12 protein-coding genes, 3 tRNA genes and 2 pseudogenes are annotated in these 10,712 nt (G+C 44.7%); 13 read left to right on the plus strand and 4 right to left on the minus strand.

Features of this window, described 5'->3' with window-relative positions; all coding sequences use genetic code 11:
- Positions 1-76: 76 nt before the first annotated feature.
- The 4 genes from pgsA to U868_RS0108435 all read left to right on the plus strand — a co-directional run bounded on the left by pgsA (position 77) and on the right by U868_RS0108435 (position 1,011).
- Positions 77-625 carry a CDP-diacylglycerol--glycerol-3-phosphate 3-phosphatidyltransferase gene (pgsA, locus tag U868_RS0108420; protein WP_025152910.1) on the plus strand — a complete coding sequence of 183 codons (549 nt, stop codon included), beginning with the start codon at positions 77-79 and terminating at the stop codon, positions 623-625.
- A gap of 142 nt (positions 626-767) precedes the next feature.
- Positions 768-843: transfer RNA gene (locus U868_RS0108425), tRNA-Gly, on the plus strand.
- A 1-nt stretch (position 844) separates the two neighbouring features.
- Positions 845-918: transfer RNA gene (locus tag U868_RS0108430), tRNA-Cys, on the plus strand.
- Between the two features lie 6 nt (positions 919-924).
- Positions 925-1,011: transfer RNA gene (locus U868_RS0108435), tRNA-Leu, on the plus strand.
- Between the two features lie 134 nt (positions 1,012-1,145).
- Here U868_RS0108435 and U868_RS26260 read toward each other — a convergent pair.
- Together U868_RS26260 and uraH are read right to left on the minus strand one after the other, a co-directional pair.
- Positions 1,146-1,259: pseudogene (locus U868_RS26260) on the minus strand (integrase); the annotation flags it as partial.
- A 155-nt stretch (positions 1,260-1,414) separates the two neighbouring features.
- The gene (uraH, locus tag U868_RS0108445; protein WP_025152911.1) at positions 1,415-1,822 is read right to left on the minus strand and encodes a hydroxyisourate hydrolase; all 408 of its coding nucleotides are present in this window, start codon (positions 1,820-1,822) and stop codon (positions 1,415-1,417) included.
- Positions 1,823-2,112: 290 nt separating this feature from the next.
- Here uraH and U868_RS26335 point away from each other — a divergent pair.
- Together U868_RS26335 and U868_RS0108450 are read left to right on the plus strand one after the other, a co-directional pair.
- Positions 2,113-2,230, plus strand: a pseudogene (locus tag U868_RS26335) (terminase small subunit); the annotation flags it as partial.
- A gap of 180 nt (positions 2,231-2,410) precedes the next feature.
- Complete coding sequence (locus U868_RS0108450; protein WP_025152912.1) at positions 2,411-3,097, plus strand: outer membrane protein; 687 nt, start codon at positions 2,411-2,413, stop codon at positions 3,095-3,097.
- Between the two features lie 502 nt (positions 3,098-3,599).
- Here U868_RS0108450 and U868_RS0108455 read toward each other — a convergent pair.
- Positions 3,600-4,124, minus strand: a complete 525-nt coding sequence (locus U868_RS0108455; RefSeq protein WP_025152913.1) for a hypothetical protein — start codon at positions 4,122-4,124, stop codon at positions 3,600-3,602.
- A 263-nt stretch (positions 4,125-4,387) separates the two neighbouring features.
- Here U868_RS0108455 and U868_RS23535 point away from each other — a divergent pair, with 263 nt between their 5' ends.
- The 7 genes from U868_RS23535 to cas6f all read left to right on the plus strand — a co-directional run bounded on the left by U868_RS23535 (position 4,388) and on the right by cas6f (position 9,064).
- Positions 4,388-4,813 (plus strand): hypothetical protein, encoded by a 426-nt coding sequence (locus U868_RS23535; protein ID WP_025152914.1) that lies wholly within the window; start codon positions 4,388-4,390, stop codon positions 4,811-4,813.
- A 189-nt stretch (positions 4,814-5,002) separates the two neighbouring features.
- Entirely contained in the window at positions 5,003-5,170 is a 168-nt protein-coding gene (locus U868_RS25465) for a hypothetical protein (protein WP_162817219.1), read from the plus strand.
- Between the two features lie 147 nt (positions 5,171-5,317).
- Positions 5,318-5,686 carry a CopM family metallochaperone gene (gene copM, locus U868_RS0108470; RefSeq protein WP_036411603.1) on the plus strand — a complete coding sequence of 123 codons (369 nt, stop codon included), beginning with the start codon at positions 5,318-5,320 and terminating at the stop codon, positions 5,684-5,686.
- A gap of 302 nt (positions 5,687-5,988) precedes the next feature.
- Entirely contained in the window at positions 5,989-6,660 is a 672-nt protein-coding gene (locus U868_RS0108475) for a type I-F CRISPR-associated protein Csy1 (RefSeq protein ID WP_240182691.1), read from the plus strand.
- A complete protein-coding gene (locus U868_RS0108480) occupies positions 6,650-7,471 on the plus strand; it encodes a type I-F CRISPR-associated protein Csy2 (protein ID WP_051583032.1) in 822 nt (273 codons plus the stop codon). Before U868_RS0108475 ends, U868_RS0108480 begins: the two co-directional genes overlap by 11 nt.
- Positions 7,472-7,485: 14 nt before the next feature.
- Positions 7,486-8,502, plus strand: a complete 1,017-nt coding sequence (csy3, locus tag U868_RS0108485; RefSeq protein ID WP_025152918.1) for a type I-F CRISPR-associated protein Csy3 — start codon at positions 7,486-7,488, stop codon at positions 8,500-8,502.
- Between the two features lie 4 nt (positions 8,503-8,506).
- Positions 8,507-9,064, plus strand: a complete 558-nt coding sequence (gene cas6f, locus U868_RS0108490) for a type I-F CRISPR-associated endoribonuclease Cas6/Csy4 (protein ID WP_025152919.1) — start codon at positions 8,507-8,509, stop codon at positions 9,062-9,064.
- 100 nt (positions 9,065-9,164) lie between these two features.
- Here cas6f and U868_RS25915 read toward each other — a convergent pair whose 3' ends face one another.
- On the minus strand, positions 9,165-10,652 hold the full coding sequence (locus tag U868_RS25915) for a hypothetical protein (protein ID WP_240182692.1): 1,488 nt from the start codon (positions 10,650-10,652) through the stop codon (positions 9,165-9,167).
- Positions 10,653-10,712: the final 60 nt, after the last annotated feature.

The raw sequence follows: 10,712 nt of genomic DNA on the forward strand, positions 1-10,712 counted from the left end.
TCAGCGGGGCGGTAATATTGTGCCGGCAGATGCGCAAGCGGCTTTTTCATCTGACTTATAAAATAATGGCTCCGTTATGCGATTAAATATCCCTACATGGCTGACTCTGTTTCGCGTTATCCTGATACCGTTCTTTGTCCTTGCCTTCTATTTACCGTTCAGTTGGGCACCGGTTGTCAGCGCCGCTATTTTTGTCATTGCTGCGATGACAGACTGGTTTGATGGTTTCCTTGCCCGCCGTCTGAAGCAAACCACCCGTTTCGGGGCCTTTCTGGATCCTGTCGCGGATAAAGTGATGGTGGCGACTGCACTGGTACTGGTAACAGAGGATTATGCGAGCTGGTGGATAACACTGCCTGCCATCACAATGATTGCCCGTGAAATTATTATCTCATCACTGCGTGAATGGATGGCGGAGCTGGGCAAACGTAACAGCGTTGCCGTTTCCTGGATGGGTAAAGTCAAAACCACGGCACAAATGGTGGCGCTGGTGGGGCTCATCTGGAAGCCGAATGACCTGACGGAAATTGCAGCTTTCATCCTTTTCTACATTGCAATGATCCTGACTTTCTGGTCCATGTTCCAATATTTACGCGCGGCATGGGCGGATTTGAGTGAAGCCTGATCGATATGCTGTAAAAAACAGCGAACGATCATTTTTCATGAATTAAGCGGTTGACTCACAGCGTGAAATCAGTAGAATGCAACGCATCCGAACGACACAGCGGTTTACGAAAACAAATAAGTAAATCAGTAAGTTCAGAGATGCGGGAATAGCTCAGTTGGTAGAGCACGACCTTGCCAAGGTCGGGGTCGCGAGTTCGAGTCTCGTTTCCCGCTCCAGGGCGCGTTGGCAGAGTGGCCATGCAGCGGATTGCAAATCCGTGTACCTCGGTTCGACTCCGGGACGCGCCTCCATATTCAGCCCAGATGGTGAAATCGGTAGACACAAGGGATTTAAAATCCCTCGGCCGCAAGGCTGTGCGGGTTCAAGTCCCGCTCTGGGCACCATATAGAAATTCATTGATTTTTCAGTGAGTTAGCGTTAAAAGAGAGCGACCTTTACGGTCGCTTTTTTTGTGCTTTAAATCACATTTCAGAATATCCGTTCAGAATATAAATTTTATATATTGAATGAATATTCATCATTTCTGATTACCCACCACCGGAACAACCTGAATTTTCCTGTCATATCTGGCTGTCTGAGTAATGCTTTTGTGCCCGGATATTGTCTGTTTCTCCTGCAGCGTTCCTTTCATTGTCATGAAATACATGACTAACTGTAATCATGATAAGCGGGCAATACGAGAGACAGAACAGCGGTCCATTGCTAAATAGTCATAGCGGTTATAACAAATTAGCCCGGTAAAAATGCCGGGCGGGTAAAATTACTTATCAATAAGTAAGTTGTATATTAACTCCCACGATAGGTAGAGTATCCATATTGGCTTAATAATAGTGGTATATGATAATGCTGGCTTGTATCCTCTATGTTGAACTCAACGGGAATTTCAGGAAAAAAGCTATTTAAATTGTGACTGTTAAAATACTCACCGGTTTTAAATGTAACCCGGTATATTCCTTTTTCTTCATTGATATTGTCTGGCCAGAGTTTTTTTATTCTGCCGTCATTGTTCGTCTTTGCAGTGTTCAAAACATGCCAGCGTTCGCCTTGTTTTTGCTCCAGTACTACGTTGACGTTGCTTGCCGGAGTCCCTGATTGTTGATTCAGTATATGCACACTTAAAAGGTCAGAAGCAAAACCTGTAACTGGTAAAATTAATGAAGAGTATAAAAAGACTGATAATATATTTTTTTTCATTAAATATTCCTATTGTATTTGCGATGTTCACCGGGATTATAATATTGTTGTTGGCTATATATCCTTACAAAAGGATTACAATTTTGTCATACTGAATATCAGCGGCTATAACTAATAAAATGATTAATATGGGTTTATATGTTATTACCGGTGAAAAAATATACTGCAGAACTAAAATAATCCATCACAAAGCCAGCTGCGCAGAGTGCGCAAAAAACCGCGCAAAATAAAGTGTACACTGCGCAGAAAAAAGAATGCCAAATGAACCTGTGCGCAATAGCAATATACCGGATATGCAGGCACGGTTTGTTACTGAGTATCTTACCGATCTGAACCGGACAGCTGCATATAAAAGAGCAGGGGGAAAAAGGTGAGGGGTATAACGCCTGCGTAAGCGCGGGTCAGTTATAGTCCGCTACCGTACGGATGAGTTTTTAGGAATTGTGAACCAACGATGCGGAAAACCCGGCAATAATCAGCTTCCCGCAGAATTATCCGAATATGCTCTCACGATTATCCGGAAGCATTTACTTATGTTTATATTTTGCGATAATTCCGGACAGGATGCTAACATAAAGGAACTATAACATGAGTAAATTAAATCTATTAGTAATAGGGTTAATGTTTGGATGCACAACAGGAAGTGCTTTAGCATCAACCAGTAATGAAGGTTATTATGGTGCAGCGAGACTTTCTAAGGTATGGCAAAAAGCAGACAGCATGGATACCAGCAGCAGGCCTGGTATTGGTCAGTTTGTCTCTGGTGATGATAAGGATGATTTCTATAATGCATCACTTGCTGCGGGTTATCAGTATGGTAATGGCTGGAGGACAGAAGCTGAGTATACGTTTAATAAAAAAGCAGAGTACACCAGTGGTTCAACGGCTTTTCCGGCTAGTTTTAATCACCATAAAACAGAATCACAGCGTTTGATGTTAAATGCTTACCGTGACTATGAAATTTATCAGGGAATTTCTGTTTATGGCACTGTAGGTATCGGTATTGCAAAAGTGAAATCATCAGGATGGCAAGGGAATACTACACGCCAATATGCCGGCAATACCGATACTAATTTGGCGTATTCTCTTGGTGCAGGTTTCAGTTATGAGCCTATCGACAAACTTAATTTTGACTTAGGTTACCGTTACATCGATTCAGGAAAAACTGAGAGTGGCATGAACCGTTTTGCAAATGCCCGGGGCTTACAAGACGAACAAATGAAAGCGCACCTTAAATCACAAGAAATTACATTTGGCATCAGATATTTATTTTGATATTTTTATCGTGTTTACCTCATCGGTTATGTCATAGGAATAGCTAACTTTTGTTAGCTATTCCTGATTACCGCTGCCGGATCCATATTTAACGTTGACCATTCCATTCAACGGTCTGCCTGTAAACAATCAGACCTAAAATGTCCTGTCGCATACCAATAAAAATATTATTTTTAATAACACTTCTATAAATATGGACATGTCTGTTTTGCAGGATTCGGTGGTATTTTAAACCTGCAATAACAAGTGAAATCAGGTTTACGCAAAAAGTACACTGAACCCGTCAAAAGCAATACTCATTCCGGGCAATATGCCCGCTTATTTTGTCACTTATTTGTTATCAGAAAACCGGAAGCAGCTTCGGAGTGATGCTTCTAAAGCAGCCGCGAGAAAAAAGCGTTTGAGATGATAAAAAACGGGTACAGACAAGAAATTGTTCCCGGATTCTGTAATGCCGGCGATAAGGTCAGAAAATTATAACCGGCAGAGTATGACCGTTGTGTTATGGCTCAGATTGTAATATCCGGCACCGGAATATTGCGGGGGCATGTATTTTCTGAAATGCTTCGAGACACGTAATTTTTTCAGTCAGGTTCTTTTTTTCATCACGGGATAATAAATTAACAGAATTATCTGTGATCAATGCGGAATGATAATAACGAAGGGCTGTTTGTAAATCTCTGCCGGAAAGTGTACAACCACCGGGGTTATTTTTACTGTCTGTCAGCATCATAAGATTTGCATCGGTGTAATTAATGATCATTTGCGGTGACGGATAACGAAGCAAATTCTCAGAAAAGAATTTGATTGCGGATGTGTAATTTTTATTGTGCATAGCATCAAATGCCAAATCGTTAAACTCTGAAAATAACGGATTATCCGGCGTAATTTTTGCTTGCCTGAGGCTGGAAATTACCAATTCTGTATTCACTGCATCCGGTGGGGAACGCAGTACAGCCGGACCGGTATCAGCGGAAGCAGAAAGGAATATGCTCCACAGAAATAACACCGAAAATAACGGTTTCATTATGTAAAAATAGCCTTTTATTGATTATCTCTTCTTAAGATTAATCAATTAGTGATCTTATGTAAATATTTGGTCAGCAAATGAAGTAATATTATTATTCTTCTGTTAATTATACCGAAAAAAAAGAAATAGCCAAATAAAAAGATGGAAATGAAAATATTATGCGTCTGATTTTGGTCGGTCATGGTTGTATTAATAATATATAATGCACGATGGTGTTTATATTGAAAAACGGAATAACAATACAAAGCCAGAGGTGCCAGATGGATAATACATCACCGGATAATGCCCAGATCCGTGAGTTTGTGGCTCGCTTAAAAACAGTGACCGGCTCACGGTTTTTCCACTATCTGAATGATAAACAGGTTAAAACCACGTGTCTGATGTGCGGGTATAATGGCAGGCAGGTTATAGATGAAACAAACTATACAACAGCGCAGGACAGGCTGGATAACAAACCTCCGCATACGTTCGTCACATTTTATTACCACACTCCGGGAATTCCGGCAGACAGTATAAACCATTATTATTATCGTCTTATCTGCGATAACTGTGGTTTTGTTACTCAGCACAGTGCCAGATATGTCATAAACTGGCTGGATGAAGAAGCACGCCGGAAACAACATCTGACGGATGCTGAATGGGTTAATGTGCCGGAACAGACTATTGCAGAACCGGACGGAAAATAATCGCACATATCATACCGGGCGATAACGTCCGGTTTGTTCTTTTCTGTATTCCTTCGACTGTGTTTTTAATCATCATCTTCTTGCTCTGCCATCAGAATATTGTGATTTTTAAGAACTTTACTTTACCTTAACGGCAAGGTTCAATGTCATACGCAGAATTACCTGCGGGAAAAGGTGAGCGGAGGGGATATGGAAGATGGTTTAATGGTTATTGCAGGACTGGCGCTTATTGCCGCTGCAGCCGGTTTGGTAAAGCCTTCTCTGGTGGGTATGAAGAGCCGCATTGGTGCAGTATTGGGTTATCTTGTTATCTTTATTATTTTTTTAGTACCCGCGTTAATACTGATGCCGGACTGATGAAATAATATCTGAATTGTTCAGATATTGTGGAGAGAATTTTATTAAATGTAAATAGGGTAAAGTTATTCTTCATTGCATTGACCTTTCCCTTGGGGCAACCTTTATGATTGATTCCATCAACCAAATACAAAAAAGGAATTAATCATGAAAAAAAAACTTGTTATCACTGCTCTGTTATCCGGCATTATGACATTCGGGGCAGCGGCAAATCCGGTATTATTAAGTGGTGATATGCATGCGGTTACCACGCCAGTACAGAAAGAACTGGGTGATTCTATGATGCGTATGCATGATGATATGGCAAAAACATTGTCTGAGCAAAATGCGGATATTGCTTTTGCTGAAGGTATGATTGCTCATCATAAAGGGGCCGTTGAAATGGCGCAGATTGAGCTGAAATACGGTTCAGATCCTGAGATGCGTAAGTTAGCTCAGGAAATTATTGATGCTCAGGGGCCGGAAATAAAGCAGATGCAGGATTGGCTTAAAAATAATAAGCCGGCAAAGAAATAAATATTTAATAATAATGGCGGCATCTCTTTTCAGATATGCCGTTTTTGTGTCACTGCCTTTAATTTTATTTATTAAATTCCATTCAGATCGCAAAAAAATATCACGGTGCTTAAAAAAACACAACTCCGGTAGACAATACTCTTTTAAGAGCATATTAAATATCCCGTCAGCTGATGAAAATTAATTCAGTGCCATACTAAACCCTCTGCATTATTATCAGGTTAAATTATTTAAGAAAAGGATATTCTATGCCGGATCCGGAGATTATTGCATTTTTTACAAAACTTCAGATGTCAAAAAAAATGACTGATTTTTCCCGTCTGCAATGGTTGTCAGATGCTGCAGGTCGCGCGAAACAACTGTCGCTGACGACACATCCTTTTGCTTTTGCACATCCGGAAGCCCGCAAAAATCGTGATGGCAAAGTGAGTGCGGTGCTGGCGGAGGTCAAAAAGAAAAATGATGGCTTTCTGCGGTCCGGTAATGTGGTTGTTCCGCCTGATGCTGAAGGTAATGCGGCTGCACTGGAAATATATACGTTCCTGATGCTGAAAATGCAGGATGGAAAAACATTACTGACACATTTGTGTGAAGAAAGTGAACTGGCAAAGAAAATTTTCAGCGGAAAAGATTACCGGGAACTGCGTGCCGGTTTTTTGCAGATATTTTCCGAGAGCGGAATACCGGTAACACACGCAAAAATAAAACAGGTTTTTTTTCCTGTACCGGATAAAGAATGTAAAGCGGGTTATCATTTACTGTCAGTACTGACGCCGTCGGGATTATTATCTGAACTGTACCGCCGGTTTGGTATACCCGGTGTATTCTCAGGTCAGTCTGTTGTTATTCATATCGGCGGATCTAAACCGCAAAATATCTCTGCACTTAATATGCGTAATAAAGGAAAAGCCTGTTTGTTGTTATCAGTCCCTCCGGGAACGGTCAGTGCCGGAGAACGTTACCGTGGCCATTAATTATCTGCTGCTGAAAAATATCCTTATCCGGAATGCCAATGCGTTATCCGGTGCATTGATAGTTGGTTTTCCGGCTGTCACGGCCTGGCTTGGATTTGTTCATGCGCTTGAGCGAAAAGTGAAAAAATGCGGATTTTCGTCAGTCAGGTTTAATTATGCCGGTATTATTTGTCACCACTGTCATCTGCAACTGTATGCAGAGCCCGGTGAAATGGTGTATTCCGTACTGAACAGCCGGAAACCACCGGATAAAAAAGGCAGAAATCCATCGCTGACTGAGGAGGCATATTGTCATCTCAATGTGTCACTGATTATTTGCGGTGAAAATATAAAAGATAAAAATACGGAAGTTATCACTGCAATACCGGAGGCAATAAACATGCTGAAGATTGCCGGGGGGGATATTACTGATTCAGGCAGACAGGAGACAGGCATCTTTCCGGATAACAAACAGAGTTGGTGTGAATTACGGCAACGTATTGCACCGGGGTACGTATTACTGGAGCGGCGGGATGTCATGATAAATGCTATGAAAAGCGGAATGGATGCAATGGCGGTATTACTGAAATATACCGCTGTTCCCGGTACGATGCTGATCCCGGTCGTCACCGGATATCAGGGGCTTTCTCCGCCGGGAACAGTGAAAAATGCCAGGGCAGAAGGTATACCTCACCGTTTTGCGGAAAGTGTTATTACATTGGGGGAATTCCGGCCGGTGGATAAATTACGCCATCCTTCGGATATGTTGTGGGGTTATCACTATTTACCTGACGAGGATCTTTATTTGTGTCAGCAGGGAAATCACCATTAAATAAAAAAGAAAAAATGACCGGGTACAGAAATATACCGTCAGTTTTATCCTTTTCGAAAAAACTGATCCCTTCTGACGGTATTTTTTCCGGCGCATCACAGCATCCGGATTCACCGGTTACTCCGCTGAATATACAGGTAAGAACGATCCGGGGAACATTTGCGTTCCGCCGGAAAAACCGGGAAGCAGATGAAAAAACGTCCGGACAAAAAATTCATAATCCTAATATTCAGTATATGGATTACTGCATGCTGGGAGCGGAACAGAATGTGCTCATATTTCGGTTCTCACTGAAAATCACCGGCGGGCTGAAATATCCGGCTGCCTGCAATAATGAAACCTTTCGGCAGCGCTATCAGGCAGTAATGACGGATTATCTGGAAAGAAAACAGTGCCGTGAGCCTGCAAGGCGGTATGCACATAATATTGCCGGTGGCCGTTTTTTGTGGCGGAACCGGGTTGGCGCAGAGCAGATTGATGTGGTTGTGGATAATCTCAGTGCGAAAAAAAAACAGCAGTGGGTATTTGATGCGCGGAAGTACAGCCTGCGTCATTTTGATCAGACGGATAATATCGTCAGTGATCTCGGGAAACATATTGCCGCCGCACTGAGCGGTGATGATGGCGCGTTATTGCTGGCCATTACCGCCAGAATGATAACCGGAAAGGGACAGGAGGTTTATCCGAGCTGTGAATTTGTGGTCAACAAAAGAAAGAGCGGAAAAAGCCGGATACTCTGCAATGTTGATGGTATTGCGGGGATGCATTCACAAAAAATCGGCAATGCTTTGCGCTCGGTGGATACCTGGTATCCGGCTTTTTCTGAACCATCCGCAGGAGCGGGAGCGATTGCTGCCGATCCCTTTGGCGCAGTCACACATCTGGGGGCGGTATTCCGGCCGCCGGGGTCAGGGCAGGATTTTTATACGCTCTTTGAAAAATGGGTCGGCGGGGAGAAACTCACTGAACATGAAGAAAGTTATATCGTGGCAGTGTTAATTCGTGGCGGTGTTTTCGGCGGCGTGGGGTAAACAGATGCGATTTTATCAGACAATCAGGATCCTGCCCGATGCACTGATATCGGCTGTATTTCTCCGCCAGCAAATCTGGCGGCAACTTCATCTGATACTGGCAGAGAATAAAACCGGTGAAAACGACAGTGCGGTGGCTGTTGCGTTTCCGGATTATTGCCGGGAGCAGCAAACAGCCGGAAATCGTCTGCGTCTGCTGGCCGGGGATTATTCTGCTCTGGAGTCGCTGGCAGTTGCTGTGCGGTTGTCTCCTTTTTATCCGTACATCCGGTTAAGCCCTATTTTACCCGTGCCGGAAAAAACGCAGCCGGTCAGCTATGTCCGTCAGCATATCAAAGGGGTACGCCGTTTTCAGACTGCGGGGGCCGGGCGATTATTTATTCCGGAAACACTGCCGTTTATCTGGACTCAATCTTTGTCAGGCGGCAGACATCACAGGCCATTTCCTTTTTTTATCCGGAAACTTGTACCGGGAACGGCTGCAGAGGGGCGGTTTACCTGTTACGGACTGAGTCAGAAAAAATCAGAAGATGGGAGAATTGCAACAGTACCTCATTTTTGAGGCCATTTACTGCCACAGCGGCAGCTGAGAAATAATTATGATAAAAAAATAATGCACTGCCGGAAATGCCCCTGTGCTTCAGCAGACAGGGGCGGGCAGCTTACTGTACCGGAGGAAAGCCGGCCGGTGCCGGCGTGGAAATGTGTGAACCGGGATCAACGGAAAAATGTATGTCGGAGGAAAAACGCTTTTTCGGTGCCAGTTCCCATATCACCCGCACCGGAAACTCACCGTATTCTGTAGGGGTACCGTGCAGATTACCGGTTTTGTCGTTAAAACTAAGACCGATATTGCGCTGGAAATAAATACCGAGGATAGTGACCTCCCGTCCGTCATCCAGTGTTGCGGTGACCGGTGAACTGAATGGTTCAAGCAACCGGGCGCGGGCGATGTTGACCCGGATTCCCGGTTGCCCGGAAGGTGGCGGCATTGTTGCAGGAGTCTTATTTTCATGAGAGGTGTTTTGTGTAACAGCGTCTTCTTCCGCAGACTCCCGGACGGGTGCCGCTGTTGCCTGTGGCGGAATGTTCTCTTTCCCCGCAGCAAACAGCGCCGTCAGCCCCCAGGGCTTCTGTTCTGCAGATTCCGCCTGTAACGGAGCGGGGATTGTATCTGCACTGAATGACCAGCTGTTATCCTGCAGGGTATCACGGGTTGATCCGGCAGGTGTGTCTGTGGTCAGCGGGGCGGCAACAATGTTATCGCCTGCTGCAATTTCTGCCGGTTCCGGGAGTTCTCCGATTACCGGCGTATCAGTGTCATCGGTATCCAGGTCGTCAAACAGCCAGTTGCCGTCTTTCAGCGGATCACTGAGGGCAGCAGGTTCCGGAAACAGGGATTTATCACTGAATACAGAGGCGGTCAGTGCAGTATTGTCTGCGGCTGCCGGTGTAACGGATGCTGCTGCCGCAGGTTCGTTGTATACAAAGGTGAACTCTGCGGATTCATCATCAGAAGGTGGTGAAAACTGATTTATTATCACCGGTTCAGCATATGCCGGGGCAGATTCTGTGGTGCCGTTGTCAGCCGGTGGTATCACAGGGTCTGCTGGCGCAGCCTCGTTGCAGACAAAAGTCAACTCTGCCGAATGATCCTCAGCAGATAAATGTTGTGTTTCAGTCGCTGCGGGCTCATCCGGAAGAAAAGCATGCTGACCAAATATTGCGGATAAACGGTCAATTTCTGCAGAAGCCTGTTCTTCTGTAACCGTGGTGTTATCCGTGATAACCGGCCCTTCAGGTGCAGACGGAACAATGAGGAGGTCCGGTTCAGCAGCAGGCGGGAATGCGGTCTGAGCTGTGTCCGGCTGTGAGACAGGCATATCCGCCGGCGCAGAAAGTGTGCTGTCAGCGAGCGCACTGCCCATCATCATCTGCGGATTATTGCGTTCATGTTCAGCGCTGGCAGCTGCCAGTGCGGCGGAGACTTCACGGTATTTTACGTCAATCAGGCTGCTGAGGACGAGCAGGGCTGCGCGGATGGTTTCATCATCACACAAGGCCGTGATTTCTGCGCTGCGGACAGGGTGTCCGGCCTGTTCAGCCAGCATGGCACAAATTGTCCGCTTCTGATCGGAGGTTATTTCCATTAACGTTTCCCTTTGTGACTCACTGATTGTCACGGTTTTTAGAACGGAACTACGGGGGCT

The sequence above is a fragment of the Morganella morganii H1r genome (assembly GCF_000633515.1).
Lineage (GTDB): Bacteria > Pseudomonadota > Gammaproteobacteria > Enterobacterales > Enterobacteriaceae > Morganella > Morganella morganii_B.

Coding starts and splice junctions, on each gene's coding strand:
- U868_RS25465 (WP_162817219.1), top strand. CDS start 5,003: ATGGAAGATGGTTTAATGGTTATTGCAGGACTGGCGCTTATTGCCGCT.
- U868_RS0108455 (WP_025152913.1), bottom strand. CDS start 4,124: ATGAAACCGTTATTTTCGGTGTTATTTCTGTGGAGCATATTCCTTTCT.
- pgsA (WP_025152910.1), top strand. CDS start 77: ATGCGATTAAATATCCCTACATGGCTGACTCTGTTTCGCGTTATCCTG.
- csy3 (WP_025152918.1), top strand. CDS start 7,486: ATGACCGGGTACAGAAATATACCGTCAGTTTTATCCTTTTCGAAAAAA.
- U868_RS23535 (WP_025152914.1), top strand. CDS start 4,388: ATGGATAATACATCACCGGATAATGCCCAGATCCGTGAGTTTGTGGCT.
- uraH (WP_025152911.1), bottom strand. CDS start 1,822: ATGAAAAAAAATATATTATCAGTCTTTTTATACTCTTCATTAATTTTA.
- U868_RS0108450 (WP_025152912.1), top strand. CDS start 2,411: ATGAGTAAATTAAATCTATTAGTAATAGGGTTAATGTTTGGATGCACA.
- U868_RS25915 (WP_240182692.1), bottom strand. CDS start 10,652: ATGGAAATAACCTCCGATCAGAAGCGGACAATTTGTGCCATGCTGGCT.
- copM (WP_036411603.1), top strand. CDS start 5,318: ATGAAAAAAAAACTTGTTATCACTGCTCTGTTATCCGGCATTATGACA.
- U868_RS0108475 (WP_240182691.1), top strand. CDS start 5,989: ATGACTGATTTTTCCCGTCTGCAATGGTTGTCAGATGCTGCAGGTCGC.
- cas6f (WP_025152919.1), top strand. CDS start 8,507: ATGCGATTTTATCAGACAATCAGGATCCTGCCCGATGCACTGATATCG.